This window comes from Acidovorax cavernicola (assembly GCF_003581445.1).
The window spans coordinates 20,396-40,923 of the sequence record NZ_QXMN01000052.1; the positions used below are offsets into that span (position 1 = coordinate 20,396).

General features: G+C 68.1%; 16 protein-coding genes and 2 pseudogenes. 8 read left to right on the plus strand and 10 right to left on the minus strand.

Translation table 11 applies throughout. From position 1 onward, the window contains the following. Nucleotides 1-6: 6 nt before the first annotated feature. A complete protein-coding gene (locus D3H34_RS27500; RefSeq protein WP_119557727.1) occupies nt 7-1,620 on the minus strand; it encodes an AMP-binding protein in 1,614 nt (537 codons plus the stop codon). 127 nt (nt 1,621-1,747) lie between these two features. On the opposite strand from D3H34_RS27500, the gene D3H34_RS27505 reads away from it, so the two are divergent. The 3 genes from D3H34_RS27505 (at nt 1,748) to D3H34_RS27515 (ending at nt 7,155) form a co-directional block, all read left to right on the plus strand. Further along, entirely contained in the window at nt 1,748-2,437 is a 690-nt protein-coding gene (locus D3H34_RS27505) for a TetR/AcrR family transcriptional regulator (RefSeq protein WP_119557697.1), read from the plus strand. Between the two features lie 28 nt (nt 2,438-2,465). Next, nucleotides 2,466-3,722 carry a branched-chain amino acid ABC transporter substrate-binding protein gene (locus D3H34_RS27510; RefSeq protein ID WP_119557699.1) on the plus strand — a complete coding sequence of 419 codons (1,257 nt, stop codon included), beginning with the start codon at nt 2,466-2,468 and terminating at the stop codon, nt 3,720-3,722. Between the two features lie 214 nt (nt 3,723-3,936). After that, complete coding sequence (locus D3H34_RS27515; RefSeq protein ID WP_119557701.1) at nt 3,937-7,155, plus strand: bifunctional cytochrome P450/NADPH--P450 reductase; 3,219 nt, start codon at nt 3,937-3,939, stop codon at nt 7,153-7,155. Between the two features lie 76 nt (nt 7,156-7,231). Here D3H34_RS27515 and D3H34_RS27520 read toward each other — a convergent pair whose 3' ends face one another. The 5 genes from D3H34_RS27520 to D3H34_RS27540 form a co-directional block, all read right to left on the minus strand. Further along, the gene (locus D3H34_RS27520; RefSeq protein ID WP_119557703.1) at nt 7,232-8,005 is read right to left on the minus strand and encodes an esterase/lipase family protein; all 774 of its coding nucleotides are present in this window, start codon (nt 8,003-8,005) and stop codon (nt 7,232-7,234) included. 84 nt (nt 8,006-8,089) lie between these two features. Next, nucleotides 8,090-8,725 carry a TetR/AcrR family transcriptional regulator gene (locus D3H34_RS27525; protein ID WP_119557705.1) on the minus strand — a complete coding sequence of 212 codons (636 nt, stop codon included), beginning with the start codon at nt 8,723-8,725 and terminating at the stop codon, nt 8,090-8,092. A 30-nt stretch (nt 8,726-8,755) separates the two neighbouring features. Further along, entirely contained in the window at nt 8,756-9,262 is a 507-nt protein-coding gene (locus tag D3H34_RS27530; protein ID WP_119557707.1) for a phasin family protein, read from the minus strand. A gap of 55 nt (nt 9,263-9,317) precedes the next feature. Beyond that, a complete protein-coding gene (locus D3H34_RS27535) occupies nt 9,318-9,869 on the minus strand; it encodes a hypothetical protein (RefSeq protein ID WP_119557709.1) in 552 nt (183 codons plus the stop codon). Nucleotides 9,870-10,016: 147 nt separating this feature from the next. Beyond that, a complete protein-coding gene (locus D3H34_RS27540) occupies nt 10,017-11,717 on the minus strand; it encodes a WS/DGAT/MGAT family O-acyltransferase (protein WP_119557711.1) in 1,701 nt (566 codons plus the stop codon). A 233-nt stretch (nt 11,718-11,950) separates the two neighbouring features. Between D3H34_RS27540 and D3H34_RS27545 the strand changes: the two genes are divergently transcribed. Beyond that, nucleotides 11,951-14,011: a prolyl oligopeptidase family serine peptidase gene (locus D3H34_RS27545; protein ID WP_119557713.1), complete on the plus strand. Its 2,061-nt coding sequence runs from the start codon at nt 11,951-11,953 to the stop codon at nt 14,009-14,011. Further along, nucleotides 14,008-14,946, plus strand: coding sequence for an arginase (gene rocF, locus D3H34_RS27550; protein ID WP_119557715.1), 939 nt, complete (start codon nt 14,008-14,010; stop codon nt 14,944-14,946). The genes D3H34_RS27545 and rocF overlap by 4 nt, the downstream gene beginning before the upstream one ends. 12 nt (nt 14,947-14,958) lie before the next feature. Here the strand turns inward: rocF and D3H34_RS27555 are convergent, their stop codons facing one another. Both D3H34_RS27555 and D3H34_RS27560 read right to left on the minus strand, forming a co-directional pair. Next, nucleotides 14,959-15,654, minus strand: coding sequence for a DUF2242 domain-containing protein (locus tag D3H34_RS27555; protein WP_119557717.1), 696 nt, complete (start codon nt 15,652-15,654; stop codon nt 14,959-14,961). A gap of 102 nt (nt 15,655-15,756) precedes the next feature. Further along, nucleotides 15,757-17,031: a Glu/Leu/Phe/Val family dehydrogenase gene (locus tag D3H34_RS27560; protein WP_119557719.1), complete on the minus strand. Its 1,275-nt coding sequence runs from the start codon at nt 17,029-17,031 to the stop codon at nt 15,757-15,759. Between the two features lie 257 nt (nt 17,032-17,288). Here D3H34_RS27560 and D3H34_RS27565 point away from each other — a divergent pair, with 257 nt between their 5' ends. The 3 genes and pseudogenes from D3H34_RS27565 to D3H34_RS34760 all read left to right on the plus strand — a co-directional run. Further along, the gene (locus D3H34_RS27565; RefSeq protein WP_119557721.1) at nt 17,289-17,744 is read left to right on the plus strand and encodes a hypothetical protein; all 456 of its coding nucleotides are present in this window, start codon (nt 17,289-17,291) and stop codon (nt 17,742-17,744) included. A 154-nt stretch (nt 17,745-17,898) separates the two neighbouring features. Further along, a complete protein-coding gene (locus D3H34_RS27570; RefSeq protein WP_062478450.1) occupies nt 17,899-18,366 on the plus strand; it encodes an Lrp/AsnC ligand binding domain-containing protein in 468 nt (155 codons plus the stop codon). A gap of 112 nt (nt 18,367-18,478) precedes the next feature. Beyond that, a pseudogene (locus D3H34_RS34760) lies at nt 18,479-19,021 on the plus strand (GntR family transcriptional regulator); the annotation flags it as partial. A gap of 42 nt (nt 19,022-19,063) precedes the next feature. Here D3H34_RS34760 and D3H34_RS27585 read toward each other — a convergent pair. Together D3H34_RS27585 and D3H34_RS27590 are read right to left on the minus strand one after the other, a co-directional pair. Then, nucleotides 19,064-20,100: pseudogene (locus D3H34_RS27585) on the minus strand (acyl-CoA dehydrogenase family protein); the annotation flags it as partial. Between the two features lie 30 nt (nt 20,101-20,130). Further along, nucleotides 20,131-20,528: phosphotransferase (locus D3H34_RS27590; RefSeq protein WP_147400497.1), on the minus strand; the 398-nt coding region annotated here is incomplete at its 5' end.

The following is a 20,528-nucleotide window of genomic DNA, read 5'->3' on the forward strand; positions in this document are numbered from 1 at the left end:
GGCCTTTCAGGTCTTGTCCTTGAGCAGACGCCGCAGCACCTTGCCCGCGCCCGTGGTGGGCAATGCATCGATGAAGCTCACGGCGCGCGGCGCCTTGTAGCTCGCCATGTTCTCGCGCGCCCAGGCGACGAGCGCGTCGGCCTCCAGCGCGGCGCCGGGCTTGCGCACGATGAAGGCCTTCACGACCTCGCCCTTCTCGGGATCGGGCTGCGCGATGACCGCCGCCTGCGCCACCGCCGGATGCTTGATGAGGATGGTCTCGACCTCCTCGGGGAACACGCTGTAGCCCGAGACCTTGATCATCTCCTTGAAGCGGCCGATGAAGGTGAGGTAGCCGTCGGCGTCGAGCTTGCCCATGTCGCCCGTGTGCACCCAGCCGTTGCGCAGGGTGGCGGCCGTGGCTTCGGGCTTGTTCCAGTAGCCCTTGAACGAGCCGGCGCTGGTGAGCACGATCTCGCCGACCTCGCCCGTGGGCATGTCGGCCTGGGTCTCGGTGTCGATGATGCGGATCGTCACGCCCGGCACCGGCACGCCCTGCGTGCCCCAGCGCGGCGCCTCGTGCGGCGTGTAGGTGTCGCAGGTGTGGGTTTCGCTCAGGCCGTAGGCGGCCTCGAACGAGCTGCAGTTTTTCGCATGCGAGCGCCACTGCGCGGCCAGCGGCTCGGTGAAGGCGATGCCGAAGCTGGTCACCGGGTTCATCTTCAGGCTCGACAGGTCGAAGCCGGCGATGTCGGGCACCTGCATGCAGGCCACGTTCATCGGCGCGATGCTGTACCACCAGCTGACCTTGTAGGTGGCCACGGCCTGCAGCACGGCGCGCGGGTCGAAGCGGTGCATCAGCACCGAGGCGGCACCCGAGAGCACGGGCACGTTCACGCCCATGAGCATGCCGGCGATGTGATACAGCGGCGCGATCGACAGCAGCACGTCATCTGGCCCCACGCCGTTGCAGTCGGCCGCGGCGCGCGTCTTGAAGAGCGCGTTGCCGTAGCTGAGCATCGCGCCCTTGGGCAGGCCGGTGGTGCCCGAGGTGTAGGTCATGAGCGCGACGTCGTCCATGTCGATGGCCACGGGCTGCGGCTTCGCACCGGCCTTCATCACGGCGAGGAAGTCCTCGCAGCCTTCGGGCACGGTGCGTTCGGCTGTGCGCTCTGCAGCGAGTTCGGCCGGCAGGTCGATCGTGGGCCCGGCGGGCAGCAGGTCGGCGTAGTGCACCACGAACACGTGCGCCAGTGCGCTCTCCGCCTGCACCTTGCGCACCACCGGCACCAGCGGCGCAGCCGCGACGATCACGCGCGCCTTCAGGTCGTTGACCTGGTAGGCCAGCTCGTGCTCCTTGTTGAGCGGCCCGCTCGGGCAGACGATGGCGCCGATCTTCTGGATGCCGAAGTGCGCCACGAGGTACTGCGGGCAGTTGTTGAGGAAGAGCACCACCGGCTCGCCCTTGGCCACGCCCAGGGCCTGCAGGCGCGCGGCGAAGGCGTCGCTCGCGCGGTCGAGTTCGGCCCAGCTCAGGGTCTGTCCGTACCAGATGCAGGCGGGGCTGTCGCCGCGTTCGCGCGCGTGGCCGCGCAGGTATTCGTGCAGGGGTTGCTGCGGCCGCGCGGGCAGTTCGCTCAGACGTGTCGGCGCAGATGCCGGGGTGGCGGGCGTTGTCTCCATGGCGTCACTTTCTCAGGGTTATCGATAGCCGCCTGCGGGTGGCAGGCGCTTGCCAATGCGGCATCGTGCACGAACAATCCTACCCATGGGTATAACTTCCGCGACACCGAACAAACCCTCTGCCACGCATGCAGGACTGGCGGCGCAGCCGCACCTGCCGCAGGGCACGGGCCGCCAGCGCGCGGCCACGCAGGGCACCGACCTGCAGCGCGAGCGCATCCTGCAGGCGGCCGCGCAGCTGTTCGCGGCGCAGGGCTACGCCAACACGACCATGGCGCAGATCGTGCGCGAGCTGGGCGTGACCAAGCCCTTCGTGTACTACTACTTCCGCGACAAGCAGGAGATCTTCGAGACGCTGTCGTGGCGCCCCGCGGTCGACTGCTTCACCGCGCTCGACTTCGCCGCCACCGACCCGCGCCGCGCGAGCGAGAAGGTGATGGAAGGCATCGAGGGGCTGATCCGCGCCACCATCGCGCACCACCCCGTGGCCTTCTTCGCGTACCGCGAGCCGCAGGTGTACCGGCCCGAATACCTCGAGGCGCAGAAGAAGCTCGCGCACCACTTCTACGATCTGCTGTGCCCGCTGCTCGAGGAAGCCCGGCGCGACGGCGACCTCGACTTCGACGAGACCAAGATCACCGCGCTCGCCGCCTGCAGCCTGCCGGGCTTTCTCTACAGCTGGTACCGCCCGGGCGGGCGCCTCTCGCCCGACGAGGTGGTGGCCCAGCTCACGAAGCTGGCCAGCCGCGTGATCGGGCTGCGCGCGAAGAACTGATCCCTTTACACACCCTCCGGAGACACCCATGAAGCTCACGCATGCGCCCTTGGCGCGGATCGCCCTTGCCTGCCTGTTTGCCACTGCCGGTGCGGCGCAGGCGCAGCAGCCGACCTACAAGATCGCCTACATCGATCCGCTGTCGGGCCCCTTTGCCAACGTGGGCGAGCTGATGCTGATGCACACGCAGTACGCCATCGAGGACATCAACGCCAAGGGCGGCGTGCTCGGCGGCATGAAGCTGCAGCTGCTGCAGTTCGACAGCAAGCTCTCGGCGCAGGAAAGCCAGAGCGCGCTGCAGGCGGCCATCGACCAGGGCGCGAAGGCCATCGTCACCGGCGGCTCGGGCTCGTCGGTGGTGACGGCGCTGGTGCTGGCCGTGGCGCGCTGGAACCAGCGCAACCCGGGCAAGGAACTGATCGTGCTGAACCACTCCTCGATCGACCCCGAGATGACCGGCAAGGGCTGCAGCTTCTGGCACTTCCAGACCGAGGCCAACACGGCGATGAAGATGAAGGCGCTGGCCAACTACATCAAGAAGACGCCGGACGTGAGGAAGGTCTACCTGCTCAACCAGGACTACGCACACGGCAAGCAGTGGGCCAGCTACGGCCGCCAGCTGGTGGGCCTGGCGCGCCCCGACATCCAGTTCGTCGGCGAGACGCTGCACCCCATCGGCCGCGTGAAGGACTTCGCACCCTACATCGCCAACATCAAGCAAAGCGGCGCCGACTCGGTCATCACCGGCAACTGGGGCCAGGACATGACGCTGCTGCAGAAGGCCGCGGGCGACGCGGGCTACAACCTGCGCTACTTCAACCACAGCGCGGGCTCGGTGCCCGGCACCGTCACCGCCGTGTCGCAGGCCAAGACGGGTCAGCTCACCTGGGTGGCCGAATGGCACCCGGGCCAGGCCGACACGCCGAAGGTCGATGCACTCGCCAAGGCCTACAAGGCCAAGACCGGCAAGGACTTCCTCGCGCCGCGCATCGACATGACGCCGCGCCTGCTGGCCGCCGCCATCGCCAAGGCCGGCAGCGCCGACACGGTGAAGGTGGCGCGCGCGCTCGAAGACCTGAGCTTCGACTCGGTGGTGGGCCCGGTACGCATGCGCGGCGAAGACCACCAGCTGCTGCTGCCGCAGGTGGTGAACACCATCGCGCCGGTGGACGGCAAGGCGGTGAAGACGGGCTGGGAAGGCACCAACTACGGCTTCCGCACCGATGCGGTCTATACCGGGAACGAGCTGGCGCAAGGCACCGAGTGCAAGATGGTCCGGCCCTGAGCCCCGGGGCCCACTGCGGGGTGAGTTCTTTCGGGGGACGTGCCCGGGCCACTGTGAATGACGATCACGCTCGCCGCGTGATCGCCTGCTGAGCACCCCCTGAACGCCCCTAGGGAAACCCCGTCCTGCCCACCCCCTGTGCCATCGGGATACTCCGGATTCGCATCCCGGACATCCGAAGCGGGTCATTACCGAAGGCACAACAAGGTACACCATGGCAGGAAAGAACTCGCTCCATCCGATCCCCCATCCGGCGAAGAAACCCTTCGTCGGCAATCTGCTGTCCATCGGCTCCGATTCGCCGGTGCTCGACATGTGGAAGATCGCGCAGGACCTCGGCGGCATCTACTGGCTCGACATGCCGGGCATGCCGGTGATCGTGGTGTCGTCGCCCGCGCTGGTCGACGAGCTCTGCGAAGAAAAGCGCTTCGACAAGAGCACGCGCGGCTCGCTGCGCCGGTTGCGCGCCGCGTCGCACGGTCTCTTCACTTCAGACACGCACGAGGAGACGTGGTCGAAGCCGCACAACATCCTGCTGGCCAACTTCAGCCAGCGCGCCATGCAGGCCTACCACCCGATGATGCTGGACATCGCAGGGCAGCTGGTCACCAAGTGGGAGCGCCTGAACTTCGATGAAGAGGTGGACGTGGTGCGCGACATGACCGCGCTCACGCTCGACACCATCGGCCTGTGCGGCTTCGGCTACCGCTTCAACTCGTTCTACCGCGACGGCTTCCATCCCTTCGTCGATGCGATGGTGCGCACGCTGGAGACGGTGCAGAACCGGCGCGGCCTGCCGCTCGAGGAGCTGATGCTCAAGAAGGAACTGGCACAGCAGCGCAAGGACATCCGCTACATGCACAAGATGGTGGAAGAAATCATCGAGGAACGACGCGCCAGCGGTGCCGACATCGCCACCAAGCCCGACCTGCTGAGCTACATGATCGCGGGCGTGGACAAGAAGAGCGGCGAGAAGCTCACCGACAAGATGATCCGCGACGAGTGCATCGAATTCCTCATCGCGGGGCACGAGACCACCAGCGGCCTGCTGTCGTTCGCCATCTACTTCCTGCTGAACAACCCCGAGGCGCTGGCCAAGGCGCAGGCCGAGGTCGACAGCGTGTTCGGCGGCGACACCACGCAAAAGCCCACCTACGCGCAGGTCAACCGGCTGCAGTATGTGATGCAGGTGCTGAAGGAATCGCTGCGCCTGTACCCGACCGCGCCCGCGATCTCGATGCGCGCGAAGGAAGACACCAAGATCGGCGGCCAGTACACGATCAAGAAGAACAACATGGTCATCATGCATGCGCTCGCGCTGCACCGTGACAAGGGCATCTGGGGCGAGAACGCCGACCAGTTCAACCCCGACAACTTCAGCCGCGAAGCGGAACGCGAACGACCCGTGAACGCCTTCAAGCCCTTCGGCAACGGACAGCGCGCCTGCATCGGCCGCCAGTTCGCCCTGCAGGAGGCGGTGCTCACGCTGGGCATGATCCTGCAGCGCTTCAACCTCGTCGATCACACGGGCTACAAGCTCAAGATCAAGGAAGCGCTGACGATCAAGCCCGAGAACTTCAGGATCAAGGCGTTGCTGCGCGACCCGGCCTCGCGCCCGCGCGGCAATGCGGAGGCCGCGGCCACGCCCGCCACGCAGGCCAAGCCCGCCGCGCGCAAGCCGCAGACGGCGCGCCACGGCACCTCGCTGCTGGTGCTGCAGGGCTCCAACCTCGGCACGGCCGAAGACTTGGCGCGCCAGCTGGCCGAGGCCGGCGAGCTGCGTGGCTTCTCGACGCAACTGGCCTCGCTCGACGACTACGCCGAGCGGCTGCCGGCCAACGGCGCGGTGGCGATCGTCTGCGCCTCGTACAACGGCGTCGCGCCCGACAACGCGGCCGAGTTCCATCGCTGGCTCGACAAGGCCGACGACTCGCTCAACGGCGTGCGCTTCAGCGTGTTCGGCTGCGGCAACACCGACTGGGCCGCCACCTACCAGGCCGTGCCGCGCCGCATCGACGAACGGCTGGAGGCGCTGGGCGCCGACCGCGTGCACGAACGCGGCGAAGGCGATGCGCGCGAGGACATGGACGGCGCTTTCCAGGACTGGAGCGACGCGCTCTGGCCCGCGCTGGTGAAGACCTTCGACATCAAGAACGGCGCCGACACGCCCACCGAGGCCGAGCCCCTGTACACGCTCGAAGAACTCCCGCCGCCGCAGAAGAACGCGCTGGTCGATGCACTGGGCGCCGTGGCGCTGCGCGTGATCGAGAACCGCGAGCTGCAAAGCGCCGGCGCCAACGGCGAGCCCGGCCGCTCCACGCGCCACGTCGAGCTGACGCTGCCCGAGGGCGTGAACTACGTGCCCGGCGATCACCTGAGCGTGGTGCCGCGCAACAGCCCCGCGCAGGTCGAGCGTGCGATGGCGCGCTTCGGTTTCGACCGCTCGGTCCATGTGCGGCTGCAGGCCGTGCCGGGGCGCAAGGCGGCGCTACCGGTAGATCAGGTCATCGCAGTTGATCGCCTGCTCGGCGACTACGTCGAGCTGCAGGACGTGGCCACGCGCAAGCAGATCGCCACACTCGCGGCGCACACCGAGTGCCCGTTCACCAGGCCGAAGCTTGTCGCGCTGTCAGGCAGCGACGAGGCCTCGCAGGCCGCGTACAAGGCCGAGGTGCTGCACAAGCGCAAGTCGCTGCTCGATCTGCTGGAAGAGCACCGCGCCTGCCAGGTGCCGTTCGCGGTGTTCCTCGAAATGCTGTCGCCGCTCTCGCCGCGCTACTACTCGATCTCCTCGTCGCCGACGATGACGCCGGGGCGCTGCAGCGTGACGGTGGGCGTGGTGAGTGCACCCGCGCTGTCGGGCAACGGCACCTTCGAGGGCGTGTGCTCCAACTTCCTGGCGCGCGCCGAGGCCGGCGACACCGTGCACGGCGTGATCCGCGAGACCACGGCCGAGGGCTTCCGGCTGCCGGAAGATGCGAACCGGCCGCTCATCATGATCGGGCCGGGCACCGGCCTGGCGCCGTTCCGCGGCTTCCTGCAGGCACGCGCGGCGCAGGTCGAGCGCGGCGAGGCGCTGGGCGAGGCGATGCTGTTCTTCGGCTGCCGCCACCCCGAGCAGGACTTCATCTACGCCGAGGAGCTGCAAGCCTGGTCGCACCGCGGCCTGATGAAGCTGCACACGGCCTTCTCGCGCGCCGGCGACCGCAAGGTCTATGTGCAGGACCTGATCCGCGAGCAAGGCGCGGCCGTGTGGAAGCTGCTCGAAGCCGGCGCCGTGGTCTACGTGTGCGGCGACGGCTCGCGCATGGAGCCCGACGTGCGCCGCACGCTCAGCGACCTCGCGCGCGAGCACGGGCAGGACAGCGCGGCGTGGATGGACCAGATGATTGCCGAGCAGCGTTACGTGCTCGACGTGTGGGCCGGGGCCTGAGAAGCCCAGTCTGGAGCCCCAAAGAAGAAGACCGGCATTCGCCGGTCTTTTTTTCATGGAGAGCAATCGCCGCAGGTCAGGCGTTTCGATCAGGGTCCGGGTACACCAGCGGCCCCATCAACCCGCGATTGAACGGCTTCCACTGGCCTTCGGGCTGCGCCAGCCGGTCGGCCACCGCATAGAGCACCGCCGGGTGCGCGCCGAGCCCCAGGTGGCTCGCTATGACTTCGATGTTCTCCGACTGCGGGCCGGTCTTCTCGAGACTGCAGCGCCACGCCACGACGCCGTCGGTGCGGCTGAAGATCGAGGTCGTGGGCACGGGCGGCGTGGGTTCGACGAACTTCATGCGGCGCGGGTCGTGCGAGCTCTGGCCGCTCACGCCTTCGTACACGCGCCAGGCGTTGGTGGCGCGCGGGCTGCCCGAGAACGGGCTGCCGAGCGTGATCACGTTGCGGATGAGGTCCTTCTGCGCCGAGGCCAGCAGACGCGCGTACACGCCGCCCAGGCTCCAGCCGATCACGCTGACCTTCTGGCCGCTCTTGTCGGCCAGGGTCTTGAGCTGGTCGACCATGCGGTCTTCCACGCCGGCGCGCGGTCCGAAGTTGCGGCCCTGGCCCCAGCCGTGCGCGTCGTAGCCGCGGCTGGAGAGGTAGCGGCGCAGCAGCAGCGTGGACATGTCGCTGGCCACCAGGCCCGGCAGCACGAGCACAGGGTGCCCGTCGCCGCGCGGTGCGAGCTGCAGCAAGGGCCACATGGCGAGGCCGGCGCCTGTTTCCCAGAGGGCGCGCGCTTCGGCCAGCAGGAGCAGGCGCGACGGCGGGGCGATGGGTTCGTGGGTGGCGGTGGTCATGATGGCGGCTTCCTTTCTGTTCTTTCTTCTGTAGGACGAAGATGGGGGACCGAAGTTGCATCCCCCGTCGGACGGCGACTTCATTTATCCGAGGTATTTGCCCCTCAGGTAATCAAGATAAGCCCTCGATTCGCTGGAAACATACGGAGAAACCAGCGTGAGTGTGTAGAAAGCCGCCAAACCGGGATCGGCTTGCGCCAACGCGTCGCGCCCCGGCACCAGCCGCTCGAACGAGAGCCAGCAGGTGGTGGTGAAGACCATCTGCAGCGCGAGGATGCGCGCCTGCTCGGCGCTGGTCTCGATCACGCCCGAGGCCACCAGCCCTTCGCACAGCGTCTGGGCGGCCAGCAGGTTCTGCGCGGTCATGGCCTGGGCGCGCTGTCCGAGGGCCGGGTACTCGCTGGCCAGGAAGGCCATGTCGCGGTAGATGAAGCGGTATTCGTCGATGGCCTCGAAGCGCAGGTGCAGCGCCAGCCAGAGGTCGTCGATGGCGGCAATGGAAGCCGAGGAGCCGTTGAGCACCTCAAGCCGCTGCTCGAAGCGCCGGAACAGCCATTCGACGATCAGCTGCTTCGTCTTGAAGTGGTAGTGCAGGTTGCCCGGGCTGATGCCCAGCTCTGCCGCGATCTTGTGCGTGGAGACGGCCGGAAGGCCTTGTGCATTGAACAGCGCAAGGCTGGCCTGCAGGATGCGATCGCGCGTGGTGTTGGAGCTGGCCACAAGCGGCGTGGTGCGTGCGTTGTGTGCCGCTCAGCGCTTGCCGCCGGCGCCGCTGGAACTGGCGCGGGGGCCGGACGGTTTCTCGAGTTTCGCGAGGCGTTCGCGCAACTGCGCCACCTCGTCGCGCAGGGCCTGCACCTCGTCGGCGCTTGGCATGCCCAGTCGCTGCAGGGCGGTGGCAACACGCTGGTCGAACACGTCCTCGAACTTGCGGATGCCGAAGGTGTCCAGGCTGGGGAAGCCGCGCGTCAGCGCCGCCTTGGCACCTGCCGGATCGACCTTGCCCTGCCCGATGCCGAGCAGGCCTTCGATCACGTTGGCCTGGCGCTTGGCGACGTCGTTGCGCACGTTGTCCAGCGCCTTGAGGCCGGCACGCAGCAGGGCTTCGGCCTTGTTGGTGCCAGCGTTGTCTGCCGGCGGTGCCTTCGCGGCCGGCGCCGCCTTGCGGGGCGCGGCCTTCTTCTTCGCTGCCGGAGCCTTCTTCGCAGGCGCCGCCCTCTTCTTCAACTTTGCAGTGTCATCGGGACGGGTCGCCATGCGGTGGTGCTCCAGGGGCATGAAAAATGAAAAGGGCGCAGTCAGCGCCCCGGGATCAGGCCGCCTTGCGGGCAGCGCGGCGAACCGGCTTCTTGGCCGCGGCGACCTTGGCCTTCACGGTGCGCACGGGGGCGGCTTCTTCGGTGCCGCTCACACGGGCTTCGATCTGCTTGGTGCCGGCGACGATGCGGTCAGCAATTTGCACCGACACGGTGGCGAAGGGCTGGTTCACGGCCGACAGGGCGTTCAGCACCGAGGTGGCCGCGGGCGATTCGATCTGGGCCACGCGGTTGGCGACGGTTTCGATGCCGCTGGTGGTGCCGGCAGCGACGCGGTCCATCACGTTCACGAGGCGGCTGGTGTCGATGTCCAGGCGGTTGGCCAGGAAGCCGTGCACCTTTTCTTGCGCGCCGATCAGGTTGGCCTTGATCTGCTCGCTCACCAGCGGGATCTGGCGGTTGCCCAGGAACTCGCTGTAGCGCGAAGCGGCACCGCCCAGCAGGCGCTGCACGCCGGTGCGGTAGGCACCGACCAGGGTCTTGCCGGCGTCGTTGTACTGGCCGACGACGTGGATGGCGGCGGAAGCGATGTTGGTTTGCGTGGACATGGTGAGATTTCCTTGAAGTTGAGTGGCTCGCGGGAATCGCGATGGGCCAATCTTCTTCCGCAGGGCCTAGGCCTGAAAAACTAGAACCGTCGGAAAACTAGTCCAACTGCCCCAATTTTCTTTCCAGGCCCGGAACCTGCCCGCCGATCATGCCGCGGCGGCACGGGGCACGGCGGCCTTGCGGGCTGGCGCGGCCTTCTTGGCGGGCACCTTTTTCGCAGGCGCCTTCTTCACCGGAGCCTTCTTGGCCGCGGCCTTCACGGCTGTCTTCGCCGGCGCCTTCTTCGCCGCAACGGCCTTGACCGGGGCCTTCTTCCGGGCGGCCGGCTTGCGCGCGGCTGCCGCGGGTGGCGACGGCGGGGCTTTCTCCTCGTCGAGCGTCCCGGCGGCGATGGATTGCGGCGGCTCCGCCGGTGCACCGGCCACGGCGGGGTGCTTCTTGGCCAGGTCCATCAGCAGCTTGTGCTCGGCGAGCAGGTAGTCGCCGATCTCGGTGATGTCGGGCACGGCGCGGCGGCAGGCGATCAGGCCGTAGTCCATGCGGCCGTTGTAGCTCTGCACGGTGACGTTGAGCGCGGTGCCATGGCTGGCGATCGACACCGGGTAGTAGCAGGTGACGAGCGCGCCCGCGAAGTACATCGGGAACGGCGCGCCGGCCACGTTGGAGATCGCGACGTTGGCCGCGGGCGGCAGCAGATTCACGAGGCCCGAGCGCCCGACCATCGAGGCGATGCCCGACATCAGCCACGGGGCGGCGAAGGTCGGGAAGTCGTCGAGGATCACGGCCTTGAAGCGGTTCATCGTCGACTTGGAGCTGGTCGACGAGGCGTTGATCGCCTTCATCCGCTGCAGCGGGTCGGTGATGTCGGTGGCCAGGCTCACGAGGATCATGCTGGCCTGGTTGTTGGCCGTGTCGTCGCCGGCCTCGCGCAGGCTCACGGGCACGCCGGCCACCAGCGGCTTGGCCGGCAGCTCGTTGTTGTCGGCCAGGTAGTGGCGCAGCGCGCCGGCCACCGTGGCCATGACCACGTCGTTGAGCGACACGCCGAAGTGCTTGGCGATGTACTTGGTCTCGGCCAGCGAGATGGTGCGCCCGGCGAAGGTGCGCTGGTTGGTGATCGACACGTTCAGCGACGTGCGCGGCGCGAACAGATTGAACTTCTTCGGCGCGGCGGCCACGGCCTTGTCGGCCGCCTTCTCGTCGGGCTGGGCCAGGCCGCCGATGGCGCGCGCGATGGCCGGCGCCATCTTGAAGAGCTTGACGTACTGCTGCGCCGTGTTGCGCAGCGCGGCCGTGGCGAGCTCGGCCATGCCGAGCTGGTAGCCGTTGCTGCGCGGACGCGCGCGCGGCGGCTTCACCACGCGGCCCTTGGCCTCCAGGTCGAAGATGGCCTTGCCCACTTCCACGCCGGCCTGTCCGTCGATGCCCGCATGGTGAACCTTGGTGTACAGCGCCACCTGGCCGCTGCGCAGGCCGTCGATGATGTAGAACTCCCACATCGGGCGGCTGCGGTCGATGAGCGAGGAGTGCAGCCGCGCCACGTACTGCTGCAACTGGCGGTTGCTGCCGGGCTTGGGCAGCGTGATGTGGCGCACGTGGTAGTCGATGTCGACGTCGTCGTCCTCGACCCACACCGGATTGGTCATGTCGAAGGGCATCAGCGCGAGCTTGCGCGTGAACACGTCGGCCAGGTGGATGCGGCTGGCCATGAAGGCCTTGGCGTCTTCGTAGAAGTCGCCCTTGTAGCCATCGGGCAGGTCCAGCACGTTCAGAGAGCCCACGTGCATGGGCATCTCGGGGGTTTCCATGTGCAGGAAGGTGGCATCAAGACCGCTCAGGTGTTTCATGTGTTGTCTCCTCGTTGGGGCATGCGCCGTCCGGCAGGATACCGTGGGCATGGTGTTTCGTGGGCCCTCGCGCCTTCAGTGTTTCCACCGGGGAAGGCACGCGCGGGACAGGGGTTTGCCCCAAGGCTGAGTGGGGTGCGCGTCCACATGTAATGAAAAAATCGACGCGCCTTGCGGGCCGCAACAACTGCTCACAGGCGGCGCGGTCACGGGGGCTTCGTACACTGTGCCGCATGACCTCTGCGCACCAAGAAGACCCTCACCTCTGGCTCGAAGACATCGACGGCGAAGCCGCTCTGGACTGGGCTCGCCAGCAGAACGCACGCACCGTGCACACTTACGCGCAGTCCTCTGACTTCCAGGCAATCGAGCAAGGCATCCTCGAAGTGCTCGACTCGGACGCGCGCATTCCGATGGTCAGCAAGATCGGTCCGCTGTACTACAACTTCTGGCGCGACAAGGCGCATCCCAAGGGCCTGTGGCGCCGCACCACGCTCGCCCAGTACCGCACGCCCGAACCCGAATGGGAGACCGTGCTCGACCTCGACGCGCTGGCCGCGGCCGATGGCGAGAACTGGGTCTGGCACGGCGCCGACTGCCTGGAGCCTGCGAACGAACGCTGCCTGATCTCACTGTCGCGCGGCGGCGCCGATGCCGACGTGGTGCGCGAGTTCGACCTGGTCAGCATGACCTTCGTCGAAGGCGGCTTCGAACTGCCCGAGGCGAAGAACCACGTCACCTGGAAAGACATCGACCACCTGTACGTGGGCACCGATTTCGGCCCTGGCTCCATGACCAGCTCGAGCTACCCGCGCCTGGTGAAGCAATGGCGGCGCGGCACGCCGCTGGCCGAGGCGGTCACGGTGTACGAGGGCGCGCACGAGGACATGTCGGTGAGCGCCTGGAGCGACCACACGCCCGGCTTCGAGCGCGACTTCGTCTCGCGCCAGATCGACTTCTACGACAGCGAGACCTGGCTGCGCGCGCCCGACGGCACGCTCGCCAAGCTCGATGTACCCGACGACGCCAACACCGGCGTCACGCGCGAGTGGCTCTTGATCGAGCCGCGCGAGGACTGGAGCGTGGCCGGCCGCACCTACATCGCCGGCTCGCTGCTGGCCGCGCGCTTCGACGACTACATGGCCGGCGCGCGCGAACTCACGCTGCTGTTCGAGCCCGACGACACCACCGCGCTCGACGACTACTCGTGGACGCGGCACCACCTCATCCTCAACGTGATGCACGACGTGGTGAACCGGCTCGAGGTGCTGACGCCGCCGGAGGGCGGCACCGGTGGCACCGGCGAATGGGCCCGCGAAAGCCTGGGCGGCGCGCCCGCGCTCTCGTGCGTGGCGGCCGGCGGCATCGACGAGACCGAGAACGACGACTACTTCCTGACCGTGAGCGGCTTCCTGCAGCCGACCACGCTGTACATCGGCACCCTCGGCCAAGGCGAGCCGCAAGCGCTGAAGCACAGCCCTGGCTTCTTCGACGCCTCACGCTTTCGCGTGAGCCAGCACTTCGCCACCTCGGCGGACGGCACGCGCGTGCCCTACTTCGAGATCGCCGCCAAGGACCTCGTGGCCGATGGCACCAACCCGACACTGCAGTACGCCTACGGCGGCTTCGAGATCTCGCTGGAGCCGAGCTACAGCGGCGGCATCGGCCGCGCCTGGCTCGAACGCGGCGGCGTGTACGTGGTGGCGAACATCCGCGGCGGCGGCGAGTACGGCCCGCGCTGGCACCAGGCCGCGCTGCAGGAGAACCGCCTGCGCACCTGCGAGGACTTCGCGGCCGTGTCGCAGGACCTCATCGCGCGCGGCATCACCTCGCCCGCGCACCTGGGCGCCATGGGCGGCAGCAACGGCGGGCTGCTGATGGGCAACATGCTCACGCTGTACCCGCAGCTGTACGGCGCGATCGTGAGCGAGGTGGCGCTGCTCGACATGAAGCGCTACACGCAGCTGTCGGCCGGCGCCTCGTGGATCGCAGAGTACGGCGACCCCGAACAGCCGGACGAGTGGGAATTCATCCAGACCTTCTCGCCCTACGAGAACGCCCGGGCCGGAGCGACCTACCCGCCCGCCCTGTTCACCACCTCCACGCGCGACGACCGCGTGGGGCCCGTGCATGCGCGCAAGATGCACGCGAAGCTGCTCGCGCAGGGGCACGACAGCAGCTTCTACGAGAACATGGAAGGCGGCCACAGCGCCGCCGCGGACAACAAGGCGTCGGCTTTCATGGATGCGCTCGGCTACGCTTACCTCTGGCACCACATCGGGAGACCGACATGAGCAGCGACAACAGCAGCACCATCACCGCCACCACCCTCGAACTGATCGGCGCGCCGACCGACATCGGCGCCAGCGTGCGCGGCGCGGGCATGGGGCCCGATGCCTTGCGCGTCGCAGGCCTGGCCGAAGCACTGGCGGGCCAGGGCTTCACGGTGCTCGACCGCGGCAACCTCGCGGGCCCGGCCACGCCGTGGGCGCCGCCCAGCAACGGGCTGCGCCACCTGCCGGAAGTGATCGCCTGGAACCGCTCGGTCTACAGCGCCGTCGACGCCGCGCTGGGCGCGCAGCATGTGCCGGTGATGCTGGGCGGCGACCATTGCCTGGCGATCGGCTCGATCAGCGCGGTGGCCTGGCATGCGCGCCAGCGCGGCAAGAAGCTGCGGGTGCTGTGGCTCGATGCGCACTCCGACGTCAACACGGAGACCACGAGCCCCAGCGGCAACCTGCACGGCATGCCGGTGTCGTGCCTGCTGGGCCACGGGCCGGCCGACCTCACGGGCTGGAGCGGCGAGCCCGCGGCGCTGGCGCCCGATGCCATCCGCTTCATCGGCATCCGCAGCGTCGATGCCGACGAGAAGAAGGCGATCCGCACGCTCGGCCTGCACGTGTTCGACATGCGCCACATCGACGAGAACGGCATGCGCACCACCATGACCGAGGCGCTGCAGGACGTGGACGAGGACACCCACCTGCACGTGAGCTTCGACCTCGACTGCCTCGACCCGGCCGATGCGCCCGGCGTGGGCACGGGCGTGCGCGGCGGGCCGACCTACCGCGAGATGCAGCTGTGCATGGAAATGATCGCCGACACCGGCCGGCTCGGCTCGGTCGACGTGGTGGAACTCAACCCGGCGCTCGACGTGCGCAACCAGACGGCCGAAGTGGCGGTGGAGCTGATCGAGAGCCTGTTCGGCAAGTCGACGCTGGTGCGCTGAGCGCGCCGGCCGTTAGCCGCGATTCGGCGACGGCGACACGGGGTAGGTGGTCGCGGCGGGGCGCACGGATGGCTTCGGTGCTTCTTCGGCGGGCTCGGCATCGGCCGGCATGTCGGGGCCGCCGCCCTGCAGGAAGCGCTCGACCAGCGTGAAGAAGCGGTCGTAGAAACGTTCGTCGGAGAGCGTCTCGCTCGCCACCTTGACCATCGCCTCGTTGCTGCCGCCGAAAGGCAACGACAGCGAACCGATGGCGCCCACGCCCAGACTGGCGGAGTTGCTGCCCTTCTTCAGGCCGTAGCGGTCCTGCAGCGCGGTCGCGAAGGCCACGGTGCTGCGTCCGGCCGAGGCGCTGCCGACGCCGCCCTCGCGTGCGCAGACCACGCGGAACTCGACCTCGACGTGCGTCTCGACCCCGGGCTGGAAGCTCTTGCGCGCGGTCACCAGGTCGGCGTTGGCGGCCGTGACCATGTAGCCCTGGCTCAGCAGCGCGCGACGCGCCGCCTCGCAGGTCTGGGCCTCGCTGGCGGCGTAGTTGCGCGTGTGGGTGGTGGTGGAGTCGAACGCGTCCGGCTCGAAGGCCTGGCGTGCGCCGAAGCCGCCGAAGCCCCCGCAACCGGACAGCACGAGCACCGACAGCAGGCTCGGGAACAGAAACGCCGGCACACGGGCCGGCGAAGAGAAGCAATCAGCGAAGGAGTTCTGGGGCATGGCGGGGCGGGAAGGACACCGGATGCTAACCAACCGGTGGCTTCGCTTCGAGCCCCCGGCAGGCCGGGGGTTCCCGAAAGCGCCGCTACCCCAGGGATCGCGTCAGGGGTAGAGACCGCGTTCCTGGCGCGCCATCAGGATGCGCTCGCAGGCCACTGCGTACGTCGCCGTGCGCAGCGGGATCTTGTGCTTGTCGGCCGTGTCCCAGATCTGGTTGAGCGCGTTCATCATGATGCGATCGAGGCGCACGTTGATCTCGTCCTCGTCCCAGAAGAAGGACGAGAAGTCCTGCACCCACTCGAAGTACGAGACCGTCACGCCGCCGGCGTTGCAGATCACGTCGGGCACGACCAGCACGCCGCGCTCGGCCAGGATGTCGTCGGCCTCGGGCACCGTCGGGCCGTTGGCGCCTTCGAGCACCAGCTTGGCAGTGGTCTTCTTGGCGCGGTCCGCCGTGAGCTGGCCTTCGAGGGCGGCCGGGATCAGGATGTCGCAGGGCGTGTTCCAGAAGTCTTCGTTCGGCACGATGTCGCCGCCGGCCTTGAAGCCGACCACGCCGTCGGTGCGCGAGATGGGCACCAGCTTGGCCAGGTCCAGGCCGTTGGTGTTCACGATGGTGCCGGTGTGGTCCTGCACCGCGACGATCTTGGCGCCTGCTTCGGCGAAGAGTTCGGCCGCGACCGAACCCACGTTGCCGAAGCCCTGCACCGCGATGCGCGCGCCGCGCAGATCCAGGCCCAGGCGGCGGGCGGCTTCACGGCCGGTGACGAACACGCCGCGGCCGGTGGCCTTCACGCGGCCCAGCGATCCGCCCAGGTGCAGCGGCTTGCCGGTGACGACGCCGGTGGCGGTGCCGCCGACGTTCATCGAGTAGGTGTCCATCATCCACGCCATGATCTGCGCGTTGGTGTTCACGTCGGGCGCGGGGATGTCGGTGTGCGGGCCGATGATGATGCCGATCTCGCTGGTGTAGCGGCGCGTGACCTTCTCGAGTTCTTGCAGCGAGAGCTTCTTCGGGTCGACGCGGATGCCGCCCTTGGCGCCGCCGTACGGCAGGTTGACCGCGGCGGTCTTGATGGTCATCCAGGCCGACAGTGCCATCACTTCTTCGAGCGTGACATCGGGGTGGAAGCGCACGCCGCCCTTGCCCGGGCCGCGGCTCATGTTGTGCTGCACGCGGTAGCCCTCGAAGTGGGCGATGGTGCCGTCGTCCATCTCGATCGGCACGTCGACGATCAGCGCGCGCTTGGGGCGCTTGAGGGTTTCGACCCAGCGGGCCAGCGGGCCGAGGTACGGCACGACGCGATCGACCTGCGACAGGTAGGTGCCCCAGGGGCTGTTGGCCGTCGGATTGACGAAGGAGAGTTTCTCGCTCATGGAAGATCCCTTGGTTGGAATGGATGGGCGAACGATATGCCTTGTGCGCGGCGCGCGCCATGGCTTATGCATGCCGCGATGGCGGTTATGCAAGAGAAGCTGGAAGGCGCCCCGCCGCCACTCGCGGCACGTCATGGCGCGGCCCGATGCAGGCAGATACGTACATGACAAAACCGTCATCAAGACGTTATCGGTCGCGCAGATGCGCTTCGTACAGTCGTTCTCACCAACCCAACCACCTCAAGGAGTGAACGAACATGAAGCTGTCTTCCACCACCCGCCTGCTGAACACCGCCGCCGTCGCCGCCCTGCTCGGCCTGGCCGCCGCGCCGAGCTTCGCCGGCAACTACGCCGAAGGCGATCCGCGTCCCGCGCAGTTCTCGTCGTCGACGACGCGCGCCGCCGTGACGGCCGACGCCCAGCAGTGGCTGAAGACCGCGCCCACCCAGGGCTACAACGAGACCATGGGCCAGGCACCGGTCGTGGTCTCTGCCAACAGCCGCGCCGCCGTGGCCGCCGACACCCAGCTGTGGATCCGCTCGGGCCTGGCCGCCCAGCAGGCTGGCGAAGCCGGCGCCGACACGTCGCGCCCCGGCTACCGCGAAGCCCAGGCCGCCTACACCAAGCTGCGCGAGGGCCCGGCCTACGGCGCGCTGGTCGACCAGCTCTCGGGCCGCCAGGCCGCCGCGCCCGGCACGACCACGGTGCGCTGAACGCGCGGGACACGCCGGGAGCCACGGCTTCCGGTAGTCCAAATCACTACGAAAGGGTAGTCCAGAGGCATTTCCTTGGTCCTATCTCCTATGGCCGTGGCAGATAGGCCGCATTTCTTGCAGTCGATCGGTGTGTGCGCCGGATAATTCTCGAATGCTTGATCTGGACCGCATCGATCTGCGCCTGCTGAAGATCCTTCAGGAAGACGGCCGCATCACCAACCTCAAGCTGGCCGAGGCGGTCGCACTGTCGCCCACGGCGGTGCTGGCGCGCGTGCAGCGCCTCACGCGCGACGGCTTCATCCTGGGCTACGAAGCCCGCCTCGACCCCTACAAGCTGGGCCGGGGCTTCACCGTCTTCGTCGAGGTGCTGCTCGACCGCACCACCGCCAACGTGTTCGACCAGTTCAAGGCCGCCGTGCAGGTGCGCGACGAGATCATGGAATGCCACATGGTCGCCGGCGGCTTCGACTACCTCCTCAAGACCCGCATGGCCGACATGGCCGCCTACCGCGAGTTCGCCGGCACCGTGCTGTGGCAGTTGCCGGGCGTGCGTGAGACGCGCACCTACGCTGTGATGGAAGAAGTGAAGAGCAGCGCGCGCTTGCCGCTGGGGGTCTGACGCCCGCCCGCCCAGGGCAGTTTCGGTCGCGGAATTGCATGCGACAATCAAATTTTGTCGACAATATGTCGCCACGCACCGCGCGGACGACACGCCCCCGAAGAAGCAAACCATGGAAAACGAGCCTGGAAAAACGCTGTCCCAGACCATCTCGGACCGCCTGGCCGAAGAAATCGTGCTGCGCCGCTTCCAGCCCGGCGAGCGCCTGGACGAACAGACGATCGCGACGCGCTTCGGCGTCTCGCGCAGCCCGGTGCGCGACGCGCTGCGCCAGCTGGCCTCGACCCGGCTGATCGAGCACCTGCCGCGCCGCGGGTTCTCGGTGGCGACGATGGCGCCCGCCGACCTCGACGGCCTCTTCGAAGCCTCCGGCGAACTCGAGGCCCTGTGCGCCAAGCTGTGCGCGCTGCGCGCCGCGCCGTCGGAACGCAAGCGCATCGAGTTCGTCCACCAGCAGGCGGCCCGCGCCGCCGCCGAGGGCGACGCCAAGGCCTACGCCGCGCTGAACGAGGAATTCCACGCCCTGATCTACGCCGGCGCCCGCAACAAGACGCTGCAGGACCTGGCGCTCAGCCTGCGCCAGCGTCTCGCGCCGTTCCGCTCGCAAGGCTTCTTCACGACGGAGAACCGCCTGCAGCATTCGCACATCGAGCACGAAGCCCTCGTCGCCGCCCTGCTGGCGCACGACGGTGAAGCCGCCGCCGCCGCCATGCACCTGTATCGCCCTGTCGATGACCTGGCAGGCCATGCTCGGCGCGACCACCTTGATCATCGCGATCTCGGTGCGCGCGACCTTGTTGCCTGCGGTGTCCATCAGCCAGGCGGCCTTGAGCGTGAGCAGGCGCGCCATGTCGATCTTGCAGCGCGCCTCGGCGATGCGTTCCTGGGTCACGGACTGCTGGGCCACGCTCTTGCCGAACGCGGTGCGCGACGACGCGCGCTTGCACATCAGCTCGAGCGCACGCTCGGCCAGGCCGATCAGGCGCATGCAGTGGTGGATGCGCCCCGGGCCCAGGCGCCCCTGGGCGATCTCGAAGCCCCGGCCTTCGCCCAGCAGGATGTTCGAGACCGGCACGCGCACGTTCTCGAAATGCATCTCGACATGGCCGTGGGGCGCGTCGTCGTAGCCCAGCACGTTGAGCGGGCGCACGATGCGTATGCCGGGCGTGTCCGCGGGCACCAGCACCATGCTCTGCTGCGAATGCCTGGCGGCTTCGGGGTCGGTCTTGCCCATGGTGATGAAGACTGCGCAGCGCGGGTCGGCCGCGCCCGAAATCCACCATTTGTGGCCGTTGATCACGTATTCGTCGCCCTGGCGTTCGATGCGCGTGGCGATGTTGGTCGCATCGCTGGACGCGACATCGGGCTCGGTCATCGCGAAGGCCGAGCGGATCTTGCCTTCGAGCAGCGGCTTGAGCCAGCGCTGCTTGTTGGCCTCGTCGCCATAGCGGGCGATGGTTTCCATGTTGCCGGTATCGGGCGCCGAGCAGTTGAAGGCTTCGGAGGCCCAGGGCACGCGGCCCATGATTTCGGCCAGCGGCGCGTATTCCTGGTTGGTGAGGCCTGCAGCTTGAGCTTTTCCACGGTTTCCAGCGCCGTCCAGCGCTTGCCCGCGGCAGTGTTGGCCGCGAGCTCGGCCGCATAGGTGGCTTCGGCGGGGTAGATGTACTCCTCCATGAAGCGCGGCAGCCGCGCCTGCAGGTCCTTGGTCTTGGCCGAGTATTCGAAGTCCATGCGTTCTCCTTGGTGATTTCCGTGGGCGCTTCAGGCGCCGTTCCTGAGCGCGAACGACCAGGCGAGCTCGGCCATGGGCCGGGCGGTGTCGCCCGAGGCCTTGGCCTGGGCGCTCGACGCCGTGCCGGCTTCGACGCGCTTGGCGATGCCTTGCAGGATGGCCGCGATGCGGAACATGTTGTAGGCCAGGTAGAAGTTCCAGTCGGCGCGCAGTGCCTCGGGCGTGGTGATGCCGGTGCGCTCGCAGTAGCGGCGGATGTAGCTGTCCTCGTCGGGAATGCCCAGCGCGGCGATGTCCATGCCGCCTATGCCGCGGCCCAGCGCGGCCGGGATATGCCAGCTCATGCAGTGGTAGCTGAAGTCGGCCAGCGGGGGGCCCAGCGTCGACAGCTCCCAGTCGAGCACGGCGATCACGCGCGGCTCGGTAG